Source organism: Kribbella sp. NBC_01245, assembly GCF_036226525.1.
Lineage (GTDB): Bacteria > Actinomycetota > Actinomycetes > Propionibacteriales > Kribbellaceae > Kribbella.
This window is the reverse complement of the sequence record NZ_CP108487.1, coordinates 6,147,379-6,167,779: the sequence shown is the minus strand read 5'-3', so window position 1 is coordinate 6,167,779 and position 20,401 is coordinate 6,147,379. Positions and strand designations below refer to the sequence as shown.

11 protein-coding genes and 2 rRNA genes are annotated in these 20,401 nt (G+C 65.8%); 4 read left to right on the top strand and 9 right to left on the bottom strand.

Annotated elements, in window-relative coordinates:
• The first annotated feature begins 23 nt into the window (after nucleotides 1–23).
• The 3 genes from OG394_RS28160 to OG394_RS28150 all read left to right on the top strand — a co-directional run bounded on the left by OG394_RS28160 (nucleotide 24) and on the right by OG394_RS28150 (nucleotide 8,794).
• A complete protein-coding gene (locus tag OG394_RS28160; protein ID WP_328990118.1) occupies nucleotides 24–3,716 on the top strand; it encodes a S8 family peptidase in 3,693 nt (1,230 codons plus the stop codon).
• Nucleotides 3,717–3,808: 92 nt separating this feature from the next.
• Entirely contained in the window at nucleotides 3,809–7,471 is a 3,663-nt protein-coding gene (locus OG394_RS28155) for a S8 family serine peptidase (RefSeq protein ID WP_328990117.1), read from the top strand.
• A gap of 30 nt (nucleotides 7,472–7,501) precedes the next feature.
• Nucleotides 7,502–8,794, top strand: a complete 1,293-nt coding sequence (locus OG394_RS28150; RefSeq protein WP_328990116.1) for a glycosyltransferase 87 family protein — start codon at nucleotides 7,502–7,504, stop codon at nucleotides 8,792–8,794.
• Between the two features lie 3 nt (nucleotides 8,795–8,797).
• Here the strand turns inward: OG394_RS28150 and OG394_RS28145 are convergent, their stop codons facing one another.
• Genes OG394_RS28145 through dnaK form a run of 4 tightly spaced genes read right to left on the bottom strand, consistent with a single transcriptional unit; the run spans nucleotide 8,798 to nucleotide 12,983 of the window.
• The gene (locus tag OG394_RS28145; protein WP_328990115.1) at nucleotides 8,798–9,253 is read right to left on the bottom strand and encodes a heat shock protein transcriptional repressor HspR; all 456 of its coding nucleotides are present in this window, start codon (nucleotides 9,251–9,253) and stop codon (nucleotides 8,798–8,800) included.
• Nucleotides 9,253–10,428, bottom strand: coding sequence for a molecular chaperone DnaJ (gene dnaJ / locus OG394_RS28140; RefSeq protein WP_328990114.1), 1,176 nt, complete (start codon nucleotides 10,426–10,428; stop codon nucleotides 9,253–9,255). Before dnaJ ends, OG394_RS28145 begins: the two co-directional genes overlap by 1 nt.
• A gap of 27 nt (nucleotides 10,429–10,455) precedes the next feature.
• Nucleotides 10,456–11,118 (bottom strand): nucleotide exchange factor GrpE, encoded by a 663-nt coding sequence (grpE, locus tag OG394_RS28135; protein ID WP_328990113.1) that lies wholly within the window; start codon nucleotides 11,116–11,118, stop codon nucleotides 10,456–10,458.
• Nucleotides 11,115–12,983 carry a molecular chaperone DnaK gene (gene dnaK / locus OG394_RS28130; RefSeq protein ID WP_328990112.1) on the bottom strand — a complete coding sequence of 623 codons (1,869 nt, stop codon included), beginning with the start codon at nucleotides 12,981–12,983 and terminating at the stop codon, nucleotides 11,115–11,117. The genes grpE and dnaK overlap by 4 nt, the downstream gene beginning before the upstream one ends.
• A gap of 248 nt (nucleotides 12,984–13,231) precedes the next feature.
• Between dnaK and OG394_RS28125 the strand changes: the two genes are divergently transcribed.
• Nucleotides 13,232–13,705: a GNAT family N-acetyltransferase gene (locus tag OG394_RS28125; protein WP_328990111.1), complete on the top strand. Its 474-nt coding sequence runs from the start codon at nucleotides 13,232–13,234 to the stop codon at nucleotides 13,703–13,705.
• A 78-nt stretch (nucleotides 13,706–13,783) separates the two neighbouring features.
• On the opposite strand, the gene OG394_RS28120 is transcribed toward OG394_RS28125, so the two are convergent.
• From OG394_RS28120 to OG394_RS28100, 5 genes are all read right to left on the bottom strand, one after another.
• Nucleotides 13,784–14,332 (bottom strand): phosphoribosyltransferase family protein, encoded by a 549-nt coding sequence (locus OG394_RS28120; RefSeq protein WP_328990110.1) that lies wholly within the window; start codon nucleotides 14,330–14,332, stop codon nucleotides 13,784–13,786.
• Nucleotides 14,333–14,373: 41 nt separating this feature from the next.
• Nucleotides 14,374–15,426 (bottom strand): sialidase family protein, encoded by a 1,053-nt coding sequence (locus OG394_RS28115; RefSeq protein WP_328990109.1) that lies wholly within the window; start codon nucleotides 15,424–15,426, stop codon nucleotides 14,374–14,376.
• Between the two features lie 15 nt (nucleotides 15,427–15,441).
• Complete coding sequence (locus OG394_RS28110) at nucleotides 15,442–16,461, bottom strand: sialidase family protein (RefSeq protein ID WP_328990108.1); 1,020 nt, start codon at nucleotides 16,459–16,461, stop codon at nucleotides 15,442–15,444.
• A gap of 143 nt (nucleotides 16,462–16,604) precedes the next feature.
• A 5S ribosomal RNA gene (gene rrf / locus OG394_RS28105) occupies nucleotides 16,605–16,722 on the bottom strand.
• Between the two features lie 152 nt (nucleotides 16,723–16,874).
• Nucleotides 16,875–20,004: ribosomal RNA gene (locus OG394_RS28100) — 23S ribosomal RNA — on the bottom strand.
• Nucleotides 20,005–20,401: the final 397 nt, after the last annotated feature.

Here is a 20,401-nt window from a genome sequence, read left to right as displayed (position 1 = left end):
GCACCGCCCTGTCTGGAGGACTCTTGCAGCCGAAATGGATCGTGCCCCTCGCGGGCCTCGCCTTATTCGTCGGATCAACTCCAACCCCTGCCAGCGCCGTTCCGGGTCAGCCGGCCGGTTCGAAGTCGTACAAGCTCACCCTGATCACCGGCGACCTGGTGCAGGTCACCACCCGGCCGGGTATGCCGGAGCGCATCACCTTCATCCCGACGGCCGGGAGTAGCTCCGACGCCGCCAGCATCACGCGATCGGGCGGCCACACGTTCGTCACCCCTGCGGCGGCGGTCAAGGATGTGGCCAGTGGCAAGCTCGACCGCACGCTGTTCGACGTCACCACCCTCATCGCCGAACAACGCGATGACGCGCACAGCAAGACGCTGCCCGTCATCATCCGGTACGCCGGTTCGCGCGCGAGCGCCGTCGGGCGGGCCAAGCAGGCGGCCATTCCCGGTGCCGCGAAGACGCGAGTGCTGACCAGCATCGGCGCGCGGGCCGCCTCCGTGCGTAAAACCACGACGTTCTGGGAGTCCGTCACCCCGGATGGGCGAGTGGCGAGCACGATCCAGCGGGTCTCGCTCGACCGAAGGGTGACGGCCAGCATCGACCAGAGCGTCGCGCAGATCGGTGCGCCCGCGGCCTGGCAGCGCGGCCTCACCGGCAAGGGCGTCAAGGTCGCCGTACTCGACACCGGCCTGGACGCCACCCACCCGGACCTCGCCGACCGGATCGTCGCCAGCCAGAACTTCTCCGAATCCGCGGACACGGTCGACCGGGTCGGCCACGGCACGCACGTCGCGAGTACGGTCGCGGGCACCGGCGCGGCCTCCAACGGCAAGTACCGCGGTGTCGCGCCCGACGCCGAACTGCTGAACGGCAAAGTCCTCGACGACGACGGCTTCGGCTCGTTCGCCGGGATCATCGCCGGCATGGAGTGGGCCGTGGCTCAAGGCGCCGACGTGGTCAACCTGAGCCTCGGCAGCCAGGAACCGAGCGACGGTACCGACGACCTCTCGCAGGCCGTCAACCGGCTCAGCACCGACACGTTGTTTGTCGTTGCTGCGGGCAACTGCTTCTTTCCTGCGCCGGGTTCCATCTCGTCGCCCGCCGCTGCCGATCAAGCGCTGGCCGTTGGCAACATGCAGCGCGATGGCGGGCTGAACCCCGGTTCCTGCCGTGGTCCGCGCAAGGGTGATCATGCCCTGAAGCCGGAGATCTCCGCGCCAGGCACCGGAATCGTCGCAGCCCGCGCCGCCGAGGGCACGATCGGCAATCCGGTTGACGAGCACTACACAACACTCAGCGGTACGTCGATGGCCACGCCGCACGTCGCCGGTACGGCCGCGTTGATCGCGCAGGCTCACCCTGATTGGAAGGCGGACAAGCTCCGCGCGCGACTGATCTCGACCGCCGATCCGCAGGACGGCAGCTCGGTCACGGAACAAGGCGCCGGGCGGGTTGACGCCGACCAGGCCAGCACGTCTGACGTCACGGTGGACGCCGGTGAGCTCGAACTCGGCGTACTCGCCTGGCCCTACCCGGCAAAGGATCTCGTCACCCGCGAGCTGACGTACACCAACCCGGGCGATGCGCCGATCACCCTGCAACTCGCCGTCTCGACCAATCCGGCCGCAGCAGCGCCCACACTGAGCGCCTCCCAAGTCGTCGTACCGGCAAAAGGCGAGGCCAAGGTGACCGTCACCGCGGATCGCGCGGCGAACGGTCCGGGCGAGGTCTCCGGCCGGATCACCGCAACGGCCCTGGGCGCCGATCCGCTGGTGACCACGATCGGCTGGTACGCCGAGCCCGAGGTCTACAGCCTCACCATCAACGGCATCAACCGCGATGGCAGTCCGGCGAACGCCCAGCTGCTGGTCGTCGGGCTCGACGGCCAGGACACCGGGCTTGGTCCGGACGGGATTTCGCTGATCGATGGCAAGGCGTCGCTCCGCGTTCCGCCGGGGCGGTATGAGGTGTCCTCGGTGTTCCTGGAGTTCAACACCACCGAGCACGGCCGCGACAAGTTCAGCGTCGTGGTCGGGCCTGAGACGAACGTGACCAAGGACAGCGCGATCACCCTCGACGCACGCCTCGGGAAATCGGTCAAGGTCGCCGTTGCCAACCGTGCGGACCTCACAGCTCGTACGGCGGCGATGAACTACGTGCGTACGACGGCGGCCAACGTGTGGGCGGGTGGTGTCGGCGTGGAAGCCACCGGTGCCCCGCGCGACTACTACGCCACTCCGACGGCCAAGGTGACCACTGGGACCAGTGAGTTCAGCAGTGGCGCCCGTCTGGAAGTACCGCCGTACAGCGCGCGTGCCAATGGGCAGAACGTGCCCGTGCTGGACTTCTACTTCGGCCCACGCTTCACCGGTACGAAGACTCTCGAGGTCGTTGACGCTGGTTCGGCCAAGCCCGAGGAGCTGACCGGGGTGCGCGGCAAGCTGGCGCTGATCCGCTCAGGTGTTGACGACTGGAACGGCGTACAGGTCAAGGCTGCTCAGGACGCAGGCGCCGCTGCGGCCCTGCTCTACAACCCGGATCGTCCGGGTCTGAACGGCGTCGGGGCGTGGTGGGCGACGGGTGATGTCGACGACGTGACCCTCCCGGCGATGCGTACGTCGCGCGCGATCGCGGCGGACCTGCTCGCGAAGGGCGGCCCGGTCCGGATCACCGGTGTCGCCGCGACTCCCGTGCTGTACGACCTGGCCGTGCCGTTCGCGAACCAGGTGCCGGCCAACGCTGTGGTCAAGGTCCATCAGCACCAGTTGGCGCGGATCGACGAGGTGTTCGGCAGCCACGTCGCCGGCATGGAAACGTCGGAGACCCGGCACGGAACAACGCCGGGTATCGCCGATTTCGGCGGCTGGCTGGTGCCGACGTTCGCGACGCCCGTGCCGCGGACGTCGTACGTGCTGGCCAACCAGGTCCGCTGGAGCAGCATGCTCGTCAACGGCAACGGCAGCCTCTACGGGTGGGAGGCGAACTCCCCGAGCCGGATTCCGCGCGCCGGGACCAGGCAGCTCGTCCGCTGGAACACCCCGGTCGCGAACAGTGGTCTGCCGGCCGGTGAAGACGGCATCTCCCGGGTCCGTCTGGAGGAGGGCGGCTGGCTCGCGGTGGCGATAAGCCCGTTCGGGCATGGGCCCGAGCAGTACACGAACCCGTTCGGCAACGAGGTCGCCGGCACGATCACGGTCGATCGGAACGGCGAGCAGCTCGCCTCGGAGGCTGACACGGCGTTCCTGTTCGTACAGGCGGAAGAGGATGCCGCCGACTACCGGATCGAGTTCGACGCACGCCGCGAGAACGACCTGTGGAAGTACTCGACCGAGGTGAAATCGACCTGGACGTTCCGGTCGTTCGGCGGCGCGGATGAGCGGATGCCGTTGGTGCTGGCCGATCTTGATATCCCGCAGGCGGACGGCCTCAACCAGGTGCGAGTGGGCAAGCCGACGACGATCACGCTGGGTCTGCGGCACCAGGAAGACTCGGGCGCTACCACTGGCTTCACCAACCCGAAGCTGGAGATCTCGTACGACGGCCAGACCTGGACCGCGCTGCCGCTTTCCAAGGTCGGCGCCGGCAAGTTCACCACCTCGGTGACGCATCCGGCCGGCCAAGCGGGCAAGGCGCCATCGCTGCGATTGGAGGCAAGCGATCAAGCCGGTAGCAAGCTGACGCAGCAGATCACCCGTGCCTACGCACTGAGGTAGACCGCGCACGTTAGGTTAGGGCCGGGTGCGTGGAGACGTGCCCGGCCGCCGCCTCGGCACTTGTTCCATTGACCCTCGGCCGAGGAGACCTCTTGCCGCGCGCTTACCGGATCGCGTCCGTCGTACTGGCGGGCGTGATTCTGCTGCCCCATCTCACCAACACCGCAGATCTTCCGCCCGCATCCGCAGCCGTTCTGGACGAGGTGAGCAGACCGGCGCCGCCGAAGGACGGCACCCGGGTCACGCTGATCACCGGCGACCGGGTGCTGCTGACGAGTCGCCCGGGCGCGCTGGACCAAGTGCTGTTCGAACCTGGTCCGGGCAGTTCGTCCACGTCGGCCGTGATCACCCGGACCGGCGGCCATACCGTCGTGATCCCGTCGGCCGCAATGTCGGAGGTGGCATCCGGCAAGCTCGACCGGGACCTGTTCGACGTCACCACGTTGATCGCCGAAGGTCGCGACGACGCGCGCTCACCCGGCGTACCGGTGATCATCGAGTACGACGGCCCGTCGTACTCCTCGTTGCAACCGGGCTCGTTGCAACCGGCTCTGGGCGAGCTCCTTCCCGGCATTACGACGACGCGGGTGCTGACGAGCGTCGGCGCGCGGGCCGCCACGGTGCAGAAGGCGTCAGCCCGTACGTTCTGGCTCGGCCTGGCCTCATCGCGTACCGGCGTCAAGCGGATCACCCTGGACCGCAAGGTGTCGGTGGCGCTGGACAAGACCGTGCCGCAGATCGGCGCCCCGGCCGCCTGGAAGCGCGGCTTCACCGGCAAGGGCGTGAAGGTCGCCGTCCTCGACACCGGGATCGACTCGACGCACCCGGACTTCGCGGGCCGCCTGGCCGAGGTGCGGAACTTCTCCAGCGCGGAGACCGGCACCGACAATGTCGGTCACGGCACGCATGTCGCCGGCATCCTCGCGGGCAGCGGCGCGGCCTCCAACGGCAAGTACCGCGGCGTCGCGCCGGAGGCCTCGCTGCTGATCGGCAAGGTGCTCGACGACGAGGGTTCGGGCAGCGAGTCGGCCATCATCGCGGGTATGGAGTGGGCCGTCGCGCGCGGCGCCAAGGTGGTGAACCTCAGTCTGGCCAGTGCCGATCCGAGCGACGGCACCGACCCGATGTCGCAGGCGATCAACCGGCTCAGCCGCAAACACGACACGCTCTTTATCGTTGCTGCGGGCAACTGTTTCGAGGACGGCACCAGTCAGACGCCAGGCCCGGCCGCCGCCGACGAAGCCGTTGCTGTCGGCAACCTTCAGATCAACGGCGCGAGCAACGACTCGTCCTGTAGCGGCCCGCGGACGAGTGACGGCGTGATCAAGCCCGAGATCTCGGCCCCCGGCACCGGCGTGGTCGCACCGCGGGCGGCGGGCACGAGCGAGGGCACACCGGTCAACGAGCGCTACACCAGCCTCACCGGTACGTCGATGGCCGCGCCGCATGTGGCGGGCGCGGCCGTTCTACTCGCGCAGGCGAACCCGTCCTGGCGCGGTCGCCAGCTGAAGGCCCGGCTGCTGTCCACGTCGGACCCGCAGCGCGGCAGCGGCATCATCCGCCAGGGCGCGGGCCGGGTCGACGCCGACCAGGCCACCACCCCGAGTGTCTCGGTCGACAGTGGCGAACTGCTGCTCGGCATGGTCCATTGGCCTTATCCAGCAAGCGATTCGGTCCAGCGCACGCTGGTCTACCGCAACCCGGGCGCCACTCCGGTCACGCTCCGACTGAAGGCCGATCTCGGGGCCAAGCTGTCCCAGGCAGCGCTCGTGATCCCGGCCCGCGGCGTAGCCAAGCTGACGATGACGGTCGACCGGCGCAAGCTCGGCATCGGCTCGCACAGCGGACGCGTCACCGCCACCCCGGTCGCCGGTGGCGATCCGCTGGTCACCTTGTTCGGCTGGTACAACGAGCCCGAGCGGTATGACCTGAACATGCGCGGCTACAACCTCGACGGCAGTCCGGCGACCTCCGATCTCGCGGTCGATGGGGGCTCGGCGCCTTCCAGCGTGCGGATGGAGAACGGCAAGGCGGTGCTGCGGGTACCACCCGGGCGGTACGACGTGGCCGGCGTCTTCGGCCGGGATGCGACCGACACCCGGGTGGAGGATTTCGCCCTGGCCTCGACCGAGGTGCTGGTCCAGCGTGCGACCACAGTGGTTTTGGATGCACGCAAGGCCGTCCCGGTTGACGCCGTGGTCGCGAAGCAGCCGGGTCTGGCCGCGCGCGAACGCGGAATGACCTATCTGCGCGGGAATTCCTGGGCGGTCGGCGCCCTCACGATCGGCACGCACCGGCGGTTCTTCGCGACGCCCACCCCACGTCGTACCGGCCGGACCGAGTTCAGCACGGGCGTGCGCTGGGAAGTGCCGCCGTACCGGGCCGTTCGGTCGGATGGTGGCGCGCTGCCGGTGACGGACTACTTCTTCGGGCCGCGTTTCACCGGGACCAAGGACCTTCGCGTGGGCGCTTTCAAGGGCGGGCTGGCGGTGGTTGCCCGGACGCGCGCGAAGACCGTTGGCGAGCAGGCGCTTGCCGCTGAGAAGGCTGGCGCGGCTGCGGTGCTGTTCTACGATCCGGCCCGGCCGGGGATCGACGCCGACGGCCCGTTCTTCTCGCCGGAAGGCGCTCGCATCCCGGTGTTGCGGACCAGTCGGGCCGCCGCGCGGGATCTGCTCGCGGCGACGCACCTGCAGGCGGTCACGGTTCGCATCACCGGCACGGCCGCGACGCCGTACGTCTATGACCTGGTGGTGCCGTGGGCCGGGCGCATCCCGTCGGACGCGTCCGAGGTGGTCCGGGCTCGCGATCTGGCCCGGCTGGACGAGACGTTCGGGAGTCATACGGATGGCGTGATGCACTCGGAGACGCGGAGCGGTTTGACGCCGGCCGGTACGTCGTACGGGAGCTGGCTGATGCCCGCATTCGTCGCGCCCCACCGGCGTACGTCATTCCTGTCGGGCAACTCGACCCGGTGGAGCGACTACCTGGTGGTGAACAACAGCGGCACGGGCGATCCGTTCGGCTTGCGCTCGGTCGATCGGACTTACCGCGCGGGTGTGCGGTCCCTGGCGCGCTGGGTGGTGCCGGTCGCGACCAGCGGTCTGCCCGCGGGTGGCGAAGGCCCGGCGCGGGTGGTGCGGCGCGGGACGTCGCTGCTGGTCGCGTTGAGCCCGTTCGGGCACGGCCCTTCGCAGTACGCCGAGCCGTTCGACGGCAGCGGCCAGTACGACCTGAAGGTCTGGCGCGACGATGCCCCGGTGGGCGAGGTCGCGTCGGCCTTCATGGACTTCGACGTACCGGCCGGGCCGGGGAACTATCGGATCGACCTGGACGCGCGCCGCGACCTGCCCTGGTGGCGATACTCGACTCGCATCGTCTCCAGCTGGTCGTTCCGCTCGACATCAGCCGCGACCGAGATGCTGCCGCTGCTGGTGGCAGACCTCGACCTTCCGCAGGCCGGTCCGCTCAGCGCGGTCGCGGCCGGACGACCGGTTCGCATCACCCTCGGCCTTCGGCATCAGACGGGCGCTGCCGCGAGCCGGATCACGTCGGCGCGGTTGCAGCTCTCGTACGACGGCTCCGTCTGGCAAACCCTGCCGCTGAAGGCCTACGCGCCCGGCCGGTACGTCGCGACCGTCGTACATCCGGCGGCCAAAGCCGGCGTGGCGCCGAGCCTGCGGGTCGAGGCGTCCGACGCGGCCGGTGGCAGTTTGCGTCAAGAGATCACCAAGGCGTACTCCCTGCAGCAGTGATGGCCCGAATGGGTAACTAAGCTCGCCCGCATGACGCTCAGCCCGGCCCCCGATCTCCGCCTGCAGATCGACCGGATCAAAAGGCTCTCGCTCAGCCGCAAACTCGGGTACGGCGCTGTCGTCGCCGCGCTACTCGGGGTGTGCCTAGCGGTGTGGGGACCGGCTCACCCGATGTACGACCTGCGCGTCTACCTGGTGGCGGCCGATGCTCTCCTGCACGGCGAGGACATCTACTCGGCTCACCTGCTCCATCCGGGTATGGCGCTGGGTTTCACCTATCCGCCGTTCGCCGTCTTGCTGTTCGCACCGTTCGCGCTGATCGGCACCGGCGCCGCGCGAGTGGCGATCACCTCGCTTTCGGTCGTCAGCCTGATCGCGATCGGCCAGATGTCGGTACGAGCCGCCAACCGCAGCCTCGGCCTCCGGCACAGCTCACGCCTCGGCTGGAGCCGGCACCGCCTGGTCCTGGTCGCTCTGGCCTGCGGGGTGGCGGGGCTGGCCTTCGAGCCGGTCCGGATGACGTTCCACCTCGGGCAGATCAACCTGATCCTGCTGGCGATGCTGATGCTCGACCTACTCGGCTACACGCCGCGCCGGTTCCGGGGCGCGCTGATCGGGATCGCCACCGGGATCAAGCTCACGCCGGGGCTGTTCATCATCTACCTGCTGGCCTGCCGCCGGTATCGCGAGGCGGCCGTCGCGTCCGGGGTCACCGCGGGCACGATCGTGCTCGGCGGGATTCTGATGCCGCTGCAGTCGACCGACTACTTCACCCGGTACATGCTCGATCCGGATCGCCCGGGCATCTCGTACATGATCGCGAACCAGTCGATCCGCGGCGTCTTCACCCGGGTGCTCGGCGACAACGCGTTAACCGGCACGCTCTGGCCGGTGGCCGCCGTCGTCACCTGCCTGCTCGGGGTGCTGGCCGCTCGTCAGGTCCACGACCGGGGTTATCCGTTCGAGTCGGTGCTGCTGGTGTTCCTGACCACGGGCTTGGTGTCGCCGATCTCCTGGACCGGGCACTTCGTCTACGCCCTGCCGGTCACGATCGCCCTCGCCGCGTGGATTTATCGCACCCAGGGTCCGGTCCGGCACGCGCTCACGCTGATCGGCGTCTTCTGGACCGCCAGCCTCACGCTCGGCCTGCCGTGGTGGGCGCCGCATTTCGACGACCTAGAACTCACCCATCGCAGCTACAACCTGGTCCTGGCGAACTCGTACGCAATCGGCACCGCCGCCATCCTCGCGTTCGCCCTGCTGCTGTCGCGGCCACGACAAAGCCCCCTTCGCATAGGCGTCGGGGGCTTGGTCAAGAGCTAGCACTTATCGCGGGCCCAGCTCCAGGGGTTGGGTGCGGATCCAGCGGGTGGTGGTCTGCTGGCGGCCCATCGCGATGACGTCACCGGCGGGACCGGCCGAGAAGACCCGGCTGACCCGCTGGGTGGCCATCGGGCCGACCCCACGCTGGACCTCGGCGAGCAACTGGTTGACCCGCTTGCGCAGGTCCTCCACCTCGGACTGCAGCTCGAGGATGCGCCGAATGCCCGCGAGGTTGACGCCCTCCTCCTGCGAAAGGTGCTGGACGTACCGCAACCGCGCCACGTCGTACGCCGAGTAGCGCCGGCCTCGGCCCGTCGCCCTTGAGGGGGTGACGAGGCCGAGCCGGTCGTACTGCCGGAGGGTCTGCGGATGCATCCCCGCCAACTGGGCCGCCACCGAGATCACGTAGATCGGGGTGCGGTCGTCCCAGTCCCAGCTCTGTTGCGTGGAGAAAGGCATCAGCCAGTCCCGAACAATCCGGCCCGTAGGTCGGGCTGCGCCGAGGCGGTCGAGTACTCCTGCAGCTTGGTGCGCTGCTCCTCGGTCAGGTCATGAGGCACCTGCACGGCGATGGTCAGCATCAGGTCGCCCTTGGTGCCGTCCCTCCGGACGGAACCCTTACCGCGGACGCGGAGCTTACTGCCATTGGCCGTACCGGCGGGGATCCGAACCGTGACGGGCAGGCCGTCGAGGGTCGGGACCTTGATCTCGGCACCAAGTGCCGCCTCGGTGAAGCTCACCGGCACCGTCAGCGTCAGGTGCTCGCCCTGACGGCCGAAGATGCGGTGGCTGTGGACATGCACGCTGACGTAGAGGTCGCCCGGGGGGCCACCTCGCTCGCCGGCCGCGCCCTTGCCCTTCAGGCGGATCCGCTGGCCGTCGGTGACGCCCGCCGGGATCCGGACCTGCATGGTCCGGCTCGACTGGCCACGGCCGGAACCGTGGCAGGTCTCGCAGGGCTGATCGACGACCAGACCACGGCCCTTGCACTCGGTGCAGGGCTCGGTCATCGCGAAGACGCCACCCTGGACCGAGGTCTGCATACCGGTGCCTTCGCACTTGAGGCAGACCTTCGGCACGGTGCCGTACTTCGCGCCGGTGCCGCGGCAGGTCTTGCACGGCTCGTCGCTGGTCATCCGCAAGGCCACGGTGACACCATTCACGGCTTCGGCGAACTCGATCGTCGCCTCGGTCTCGATGTCGGCACCCCGTCGCGGCCGCGCGGTCGAACTGGTGGTCGTAGTCCGGCCACCACCACCGAACATGCCGCCGAGGATGTCGCCCAGACCGCCACCGCCGGCACCACCCGAGCCGCCGCGGTTGAACAGGTCGCCGACGTCGAAGCCGAAGCCCTGCCCCTGGCCGCCGGCGCTACCCGGCATGCGGAAGCCGCCGCTACCGAAGAGCCGGCGGGCCTCGTCGTACTCCTTGCGCTTCTTGACGTCCCCGACCACGTCATACGCCTCGGAGACCTCTTTGAACTTGGCCTCAGCGGACGCGTCCCCGGAGTTGGAGTCCGGGTGGTACTTGCGCGCCAGCTTGCGGTAGGCCTTCTTGATCTCGTCAGGCTCAGCCGTCTTGGAGACGCCGAGAACTTTGTAGAAGTCCTTCTCCAACCAGTCTTTCGTACTCATCGACGCCTCACCTCCTGCCGGAAATCGCTAGTCCTCGGGCTTGGTCTCAGCGGCCGGCTCGGGCAGCTGCTCAGTCGGTTCGGAGACGGCCACCCGGGCCGCACGCAGGATGCGGTCGCCGAGGCGGTAGCCCGGCTGCATCACCAGCGTCGCGGTCGGCTGGTCCACCTCGTCGGAGTAGTTGTGCATCAGCGCCTCGTGGATCCGCGGATCGAACGCGTCGCCGACCTCGCCGAACTTGACCAGGCCGAGCTTCTCGGTGACCCGCTCGACCGACTCGGCGACGGCCTTGAAGGCGCCCTCGAGGTGACCCGCATCGCGGGCCCGGCCGATGTCGTCCAGGGTCTGGAGCAACTCGGTCAGCACGGAGCCGATGACGATCTCGCGATTGGCCTCGCGATCCCGGTCGACGCGGCGCTTGTAGTTCACGTACTCGGCCTGCAACCGCTGCAGGTCCGCCGTACGCTCCTTGAGCGCCTCGGTCAGCAAAGCCTCTTGCGCACTGGGGCCGATCAGGTCGGACGGGTCCCGCGGCGGCTGCGCACCCGGCGTACCGGGCGTGCCAGCCGCCGGGCCGGCGGGCGCGGGGGCCTTGGCAGGCTCCCGCAGCTCGCCGGTTTCGGGGTCGATCCGGCGCTTGTCGGTGACGACGGGCTCGCCGTCACCGAACTCGGACGGGCGATCGGTCACTTGGCGTCGCCCTCCGGCTTGGCCTTCGGCTCGTCGTCGACGATCTCGGCGTCGACCACGTCGTCGTCAGAGCTGTCGTTGCTCGTCGACTCGTCGGTCGAGGCGTTCTCCTCGGTACCGCCGGCGGCCTGCGCGTTCGCGTACATCGCGGCGCCCATCTTCTGGCTGGACTGGGCGAGCTTCTCCGACGCGGCCTTGATCGCGTCGTCGTCGGTGCCCTCGAGCGCCTTCTTCAGCTCGTCGACGCCGTCCTTGACCTCGGTCTTCACGTCGTCCGGGATCTTGTCCTCGTTCTCGCTGAGGAACTTCTCGGTCTGGTAGACGAGGCCCTCGGCCTGGTTGCGGGACTCGACCGCCTCGCGGCGCTTGCGGTCCTCCTCGGCGTACTGCTCGGCGTCCTTGACCATCTGGTCGATATCGGTCTTCGGCAGCGCGGAGCCACCCGTGACCGTCATCCGCTGCTCCTTGCCGGTGGCGAGGTCCTTGGCGTTGACGTGCACGATGCCGTTCGCGTCGATGTCGAAGGTGACCTCGATCTGCGGCACGTTGCGCGGCGCCGGCGGCAGACCGGTCAGCTCGAAGTTGCCGAGCGACTTGTTGTCGCGGGCCATCTCGCGCTCGCCCTGGTACACCTGGATCATCACGGACGGCTGGTTGTCCTCGGCCGTGGTGAAGATCTCCGAACCCTTGGTCGGGATCGTGGTGTTGCGCTCGATGATCTTGGTGAAGACGCCGCCCTTGGTCTCGATGCCGAGGCTCAGCGGGGTCACGTCGAGCAGCAGGACGTCCTTGACCTCACCCTTCAGCACACCGGCCTGGAGCGAAGCGCCGACGGCGACGACCTCGTCCGGATTGACGCCCTTGTTCGGGTCCTTGCCACCGGTGAGCTCCTTGACCAGCTCGGCCACGGCGGGCATCCGGGTGGAACCACCGACGAGGATGACGTGGTCGATCTTCGACACGTCGACGCCGGCGTCCTTGATGACGGCCTTGAACGGCGCGCGGGCGCGCTCGAGCAGGTCGTTCGTCAGCTTCTGGAACTCGGCCCGGGAGAGCTTCTCCTCCAGGTGCAGCGGGCCGGAGTCGGTCAGGCTCAGGTACGGCAGGTGGATCGAGGTCTCAGCGGCGCTGGACAGCTCGATCTTCGCCTTCTCGGCGGCCTCCTGCAGACGCTGCATCGCCATCTTGTCGTTCGACAGGTCGGTGCCGTTCTTGTTCTTGAACTGGGTCACCAGCCACTGCACGATGCGCAGGTCCCAGTCGTCACCACCGAGGTGGTTGTCACCGCTGGTGGCCTTCACCTCGAAGACGCCGTCGCCGATCTCCAGCAGCGACACGTCGAAGGTGCCACCACCGAGGTCGAAGACCAGGATGGTCTGCTCGGTGCCCTTGTCCAGACCGTAGGCCAGCGCGGCCGCGGTCGGCTCGTTGACGATCCGGTGCACGTTCAGACCGGCGATCTCGCCGGCTTCCTTGGTCGCCTGGCGCTGCGCGTCGGAGAAGTAGGCCGGCACGGTGATGACCGCGTCCGTGACCTGCTCCCCGAGGTACGCCTCGGCGTCCCGCTTCAGCTTCTGCAGCACGAAGGCGCTGATCTGCTGCGCGGTGAACTTCTTGCCGTCGATGTCGACGTTCCAGCTCTCGCCCATGTGACGCTTGACGGAGCGGATCGTCCGGTCGACGTTCGTGGTGGCCTGCCGCTTGGCCACCTCGCCGACCAGGACCTCGCCGTTCTTGGCGAAGGCCACGACCGACGGCGTCGTACGGGCGCCTTCGGCGTTGGGGATGACGGTGGGCTCGCCACCTTCGAGTACGGCGATGACGGAGTTCGTCGTACCGAGATCGATACCGACCGCGCGGGCCATGTGCGTTACCTCCACGAAGTTGAGTGATGCGGACTCAATGTTGCCGGGTCGAGGCCCTCAGTTCAAATCGCCGGGGGCTGGTGTGACCGAACAGGCAAAGTTGAGTACATGTGACTCAACATGGCATATGACCAGGTCATTCCCAAGATCGATGTAAAGGATTCCGGGTCGGCTGGGGTCATCCCCTGATCTGCCCCTGCCCCCAGGGGTGCCTGGCGTGGGAGGGTAGGCCGGTGAAGCTTCGCCCGATGACCACCGCAGACGAGCCCGCCGTACTCGCGATCAACACAGCTTCTGCCGCCAACCTCCCCAACTCCCTCACCCCGGACCGGCTGGACTGGCTCCGGCTGATCGCCGCGCACGCCGCCGTCGTCGAGATCGACGGTCAGGTCGCGGCCTTCGCGCTGACCTTTACCCCAGGTGCGTCCCACGACCGCTTGGACTACCAGTGGTTCACCGAGACCTACGGTGCCAAGTTCCTGTACGTCGACCGCATAGTCACCGCTGAACCGTTCCGCCGTGTCGGCGCGGCCAGCCTGCTCTATCGGGCGATCGAGAAAGCCGCCAGGCCGTTCGAGCGCCTCGTCTGCGAGGTCAACTCGAACCCGCCGGCCACCGAAGGTCTCGCCTTCCACGCCGAACGGGGCTTCACGGAGGTCGGCAAGCTCAGCCATGCCGACGGCCGCACCACCGCCCTGCTGGCCAAGGAACTCGCGGACTGACCGCCGGCTCGTACGGCGTACCGCGGGGGACGGTACGCCGCTCAACCATACCCGCGTGTCACAGCGACCGGGGTCGCGTTAGAGCCTTCGGACGTCGAGCAGTGCCCGCAACGGCAGGTCGTGCCGCAACCGCGGATCGGTCAGCCCGTCCACCATCACGACGGCGCCGATCCAGCCCGCGCCGCAGTCCTCGATCAACGCCCGCGCGGTCCGGATGGTGGCACCGGTATCGGCCCAGTCGTCCACCAACAGCACCCGATCGCCCGCCTGGATAAGGCTCCGCCGGAACCCGAACACGAGCTGGCGGTCGCGATAGTCCGGCCCGGTCTTCCGTCGCACCCAGCGATCGCTGTCATGAGCAGGACCGACGTGCTTCCTGATCTCCACGAACCCGACGCCGAGCGCGGCAGCCGTCAGCGCGCCGAGCATCGCCCCACGCGACGCCGGCCCGGCCACCACGGTCGGGCGTTCGTCGTACAGCGTGCCGAGCGCAGGCCCGATCTCTTGCAGCAGCACGGGATCACGCAACCAGCCGGTGATGTCGGCGTTGTACGCGACAGAACCACGATCCGTCCGCCAGGTGAAGACCTCGGCCAGGCGATCGCGCAGCTGCGGGCGTCTGGACATACATCCAGGCTGACAGCGCAGCGCCTTCCGTGCACCTGCATTTAGGTAGTGACGGTGGCGGCGGTTACCTCGCGGGTGTGGATGTTGTAGCTCATCACCAGAACGCTGCCGTCGCGTAGTTCCACCACTGCCGGGTTGGCCTGGTCGTAGGTATCACTGCCCGCGTCATGCACGACAAGACCCGGATCGTCGTCCCAAGCACCTAGCGGATCCTCAACGATGGTTACGCGGGTAGGCCGGCTAGTGCCGTCTGCAAAATCGCCGTACGCCAGTAGCACCCGACCGTCGCCCATAGTCGCCGTCGCTGCCGAAGACGCCTTTAAACGTAAGGGATCCGGCGTCGACCAGGTGTGGCCGTTGTCGTCAGACCGAGTCAGCCTCACCCGTACGTCGCCCCTGGCCGGCCCTGCGAGCCCAGGTGAGCCGTCGTCGGTACGAAGCAGTGCCGTCACCTGCCCCCCTGGTAGCAACGTCAGCACAGGCTCGACGTACCCCGTGCCCAGCACGACCTCGTTCTCCGCCGGCCAACTACGTCCGCCGTCGGTGGACCGAACCACACTGCCAACGTACGTCGAGCCAGCGGGCGGTACGCCGTAGATGGGCGCAAGTAGATCGCCGTCGGGTAGTTCCAAGATCGGCCCATGCGTCGCGACGTGCCCAGTGCGAAAGCCCCGCCACGTCTCTACCGACTGACCTCGCATCGTCGAGTCGACCTGGACGGGATCACTCCAAGTCCGGCCGCCATCGGTTGACCGAATGACCTCCACGCCAGGGACTTCCCATGGCGTCGTATGCCAGTCGATGCGGAAGTAGCTGAGCAGGAGATCGCCCGAGCTCAGCTGCGTCAACGCAGGATCCCGATCATCCAGCAAGGTGTCCACGATGACCCGCGGCTCGGACCAGGTGAGCCCGTCGTCCGCGCTCTCCGTCGCCAGCAGCCGACCGACGCCATGCGTGTGCGCACTCGCCACCCGGTACGCCGCAAGCAGCCGCCCATCGGTCAAGCGTGCAAGCGCCGGCAGGAACGGCAACTCGCCAACCCGCGTGCGAGCAACCGTGACCCGGCGCACCACCGTCAGCTCAGCCGGCTTCATAGACCACCGGACCCGTTAAGCGAGAGCCGATCGGTCGCGGAAGACGGCGACGATCTCGCGCTGGAAGATGTCATAGCTGATGATGAGCAGCCGGCCGTCGGAGAGCTCGACCACAGCCGGATTGGCCTGGTCGAACGTCTCCTGGCCGACATCGTGTACGAGATGCTGAATTCCCTTGTCCCACGGCCCAAGCGGATCAGTAATGATCGTCGCCAGCGTCGGCCGACCAGGGTTGAGCCGCTTCGACACATCGCCGTATGCCAGCAGCACACTGCCATCGGCCAGGGTGATCGTGTCAGCCGAGGACGCATGCAACTCGAGCGGCTCCGGCGTCGACCAGGTATGACCGTTGTCGTCCGACCGAGTCAGCTCGGCGTCCTGGTCCGTACGCAGCAATGCCGTCACCTGCCCACCCGGCAACAACGTCAACACGGGCTCGACGTACATCCGACCGGCCTTCCGACCGATCACCACCTCATCCTCCGCGCGCCAGGTCTCCCCCTGATCGGTGGACCGTACGACGCTCGCGGAGTGGTGCGTATCGCCCGGGAAAACGCCGTACACGGGCGCGAGCAGATCACCGTTCGGCAGTTCGAGAATTTGGCCATGGCTGGCGATATGGCCGGCACGGAAACGGTGCCAGCGCTCGTCGGTCTCCTGGCGCATAGTGGAGCCGACCGGCACGGGCTCACCCCACGTGCGCCCGCCGTCGGTGGAACGGACGACGTCGACACCCGGGATCTCCCACGGCAGGACGTGCCAGTCGATGCGGAAGTAGCTCAGCAGAATGTCGCCCGAGCTCAACTGGATCAGCATCGGGTCCCGGTCGTCGAGGAGCGTGTCGACGAGAACCCGCGGCTCGGACCAGGTTGTGCCCTCGTCGGCGCTCTCGACCGCGACAATGCGACCAACGCTGCTGACGTGGTGACGGCCCTCCCGGTAGACGACCAGAATGCGGCCGTCGTGCAGCCGGATGGCGTTGGGGAAGAACGGAAGCTGACCCTCGAGGGTCCTGGCGACGGTCACCTGAGTCATACGGCCGGAGCCTATCCCGCCAAGCGTGAACGTGCCCGCCGAGGGTGATCCCACGAGGACGCTGGTGAGGCCGGCCGGGGATGTGTTTGGTGGGGGAAATGTTAAGGGCCACCCGTTGCCGGGTGGCCCTTAACAGTGTGAATGTCCGGCGACGTCCTACTCTCCCACGACCTCCCGGTCGCAGTACCATCGGCGCTGGCGGGCTTAACTTCCAGGTTCGGAATGGAGACTGGGTGTTTCCCCGACGCTATGGTCACCGTAACTCTTGTAGAACTACAAGCCACCCACGTGTTGCTGGGTCTGGCTGTGTTCTGAAAGCTGCATAGTGGACGCATTGTTACGCAGACACCACCACGTGTGTGGTGTCGGGTCTTTGTGTTTGTTGTGCTTGTCTCGAGTTCTTTGTTGCGTGTTGAGACAAGCCCTCGGCCTATTAGTACCAGTCAGCTGCACACGTTGCCGTGCTTCCACTTCTGGCCTATCAACCCAGTGGTCTGCTGGGGGCCTTACCCGGTTAACCCGGTGGGAGACCTCATCTTGAAGCGTGCTTCCCGCTTAGATGCTTTCAGCGGTTATCACTTCCGAACGTAGCCAACCAGCCGTGCTCCTGGCGGAACAACTGGCACACCAGAGGTTCGTCCACCCCGGTCCTCTCGTACTAGGGGCAGCCCTTCTCAAGTCTCCTGCGCGCGCAGCGGATAGGGACCGAACTGTCTCACGACGTTCTAAACCCAGCTCGCGTGCCGCTTTAATGGGCGAACAGCCCAACCCTTGGGACCTACTCCAGCCCCAGGATGCGACGAGCCGACATCGAGGTGCCAAACCATCCCGTCGATATGGACTCTTGGGGAAGATCAGCCTGTTATCCCCGGGGTACCTTTTATCCGTTGAGCGACGGCGCTTCCACTTGCCACCGCCGGATCACTAGTTCCGACTTTCGTCCCTGCTCGACATGTCTGTCTCACAGTCAAGCTCCCTTGTGCACTTGCACTCGACACCTGATTGCCAACCAGGCTGAGGGAACCTTTGAGCGCCTCCGTTACCTTTTAGGAGGCGACCGCCCCAGTCAAACTACCCACCAGGCACTGTCCCTGATCCGGATAACGGACCGAGGTTAGACAGCCAGAACAACCAGAGTGGTATTTCAACGATGACTCCACACTCACTGGCGTGAATGCTTCACAGTCTCCCACCTATCCTACACAAGTTGTACCGACCACCAATACCAAGTTGTAGTAAAGGTCCCGGGGTCTTTCCGTCCTGCTGCGCGTAACGAGCATCTTTACTCGTAATGCAATTTCGCCGAGTCCACGGTTGAGACAGCGCCCAAGTCGTTACGCCATTCGTGCAGGTCGGAACTTACCCGACAAGGAATTTCGCTACCTTAGGATGGTTATAGTTACCACCGCCGTTTACTGGCGCTTAAGTTCAAAGCTTCGCCGGCCGAAACCAGCTAACTCGTCCCCTTAACGTTCCAGCACCGGGCAGGCGTCAGTCCGTATACATCGAATTACTTCTTCGCACGGACCTGTGTTTTTAGTAAACAGTCGCTTGGGCCTGGTCTCTGCGGCCATCAACGCTTCCACCAGCAAGTGGTGTCACGCATCAGGCCCCCCTTCTCCCGAAGTTACGGGGGCATTTTGCCGAGTTCCTTAACCATGGTTCACTCGATCGCCTTGGTATTCTCTACCTGATCACCTGTGTCGGTTTGGGGTACGGGCGGCTCTAACACTCACTACGAAGTTTTTCTCGGCAGCATGGGATCATCCACTTCCCCTAAACGGGTCCGCCTCGGCTCTCAGGCTCAATGAGACACGGATTTGCCTATGTCTCGCCCTACCACCTTGCCCGCGGATCAGCTTGCGCCTACCATCGCCGCGGTTGGACTACCCTCCTGCGTCACTCCTTAGTGCACCTAATACCAGCTCGGGTCAGAAGATCCCCCACTCAACCCGAAGGTCTTGTGGCTTCACATCCTTAGCATCACCGGGTTCGGTCGGGTCGTGTTAATGCCGGTACGGGAATATCAACCCGTTGTCCATCGACTACGCCTGTCGGCCTCGCCTTAGGTCCCGACTTACCCAGGGCAGATTAGCTTGACCCTGGAACCCTTGATCATTCGGCGGACGGGTTTCTCACCCGTCATTCGCTACTCATGCCTGCATTCTCACTCGTGTAGCGTCCACAACTAGATCACTCTGCTGCTTCACTCGCTACACGACGCTCCCCTACCCATCCACACACCTGGACCCAACCCGAAGGTTGAGCCGGGTACTTGCATGAATGCCACAGCTTCGGCGGCTTGCTTGAGCCCCGCTACATTGTCGGCGCGGAATCACTTGACCAGTGAGCTATTACGCACTCTTTCAAGGGTGGCTGCTTCTAAGCCAACCTCCTGGTTGTCTGGGCAACTCCACATCCTTTTCCACTTAGCAAGCGCTTAGGGGCCTTAGCTGGTGATCTGGGCTGTTTCCCTCTCGACTACGGAGCTTATCCCCCGCAGTCTCACTGCCGCGCTCTCACTTACCGGCATTCGGAGTTTGGCTGATTTCGGTAAGCCGGTAAGCCCCCTAGACCATCCAGTGCTCTACCTCCGGTAAGAAACACGCGACGCTGCACCTATATGCATTTCGGGGAGAACCAGCTATCACGGAGTTTGATTGGCCTTTCACCCCTATCCACAGGTCATCCCCCAGGTTTTCAACCCTGGTGGGTTCGGTCCTCCACGCGGTCTTACCCGCGCTTCAACCTGCCCATGGATAGATCACTCCGCTTCGGGTCTAGAGCATGCGACTACAGCGCCCTATTCAGACTCGCTTTCGCTACGGCTACCCCACACGGGTTAACCTCGCCACATACCACTAACTCGCAGGCTCATTCTTCAAAAGGCACGCCGTCACAACCCCCAAAAGGATCGCTCCGACGGATTGTAGGCAATCGGTTTCAGGTACTATTTCACTCCCCGCCTGGGGTACTTTTCATCTTTCCCTCACGGTACTATTCCGCTATCGGTCACCAAGAAGTATTTAGGCTTAGCGGGTGGTCCCGCCAGATTCACACAAGATTTCAGGGGTCCCGTGCTACTCGGGAAAACACTCGAGAGTTGTCGTCTTACGTCTACGGGGCTATTACCCTCTACGGCACGACTTTCCAGAAAACTTCGACTTCAACAACAATTTCTGACTCTCCGGACCTACGGCAATAGAATCCTGAATGCTCCCACAACCCCACATACGCAACGCTCGCCGGCTATCACACGCACATGGTTTAGCCTCTTCCGCTTTCGCTCGCCACTACTCACGGAATCACTATTGTTTTCTCTTCCTGCGGGTACTGAGATGTTTCACTTCCCCGCGTTCCCTCCAGACACCCTATGTGTTCAGGCACTGGTAACTGGCTTTAGAATGCCAGCTGGGTTTCCCCATTCGGACACCCCCGGATCACAGCTTGGTTGCCAACTCCCCGGGGCTTATCGCAGGCTCCAACGTCCTTCATCGGCTCTTGGTGCCAAGACATCCACCGATTGCCCTTAGTAGCTTGTCATCAACACACAACAAAAAACTAAAGACAACAAAAACAAAGATGCTCGCGTCCACTATGCAGTTCTCAAAAAACAGACAGGAAAACCAGCCACAACCACCGCTTGCCACCCTCAGAACCCTCATCGAGGAAAACACCCGACGAACAAGCCCCGAACCTGACAGTTCAGTGCAGACTGGCCCCAGCCACACCACCACACCCAACCCAACGGCCAGGTGTAGTTAAGTGACCCAGAAAAACCGGTTCGGCCTCGACCCTCACGGGTCTAGCCGGCCTGATTTTTCAGGACCCAACAGCGCGCCTCGGCACCTCACTCCACCTCGTCCACGTTCCACGCTCACACCCACAAGTGGATGATCGCAGTACTAGCGTTCTCGGTATCGCTCGGTGCCTAATGGTC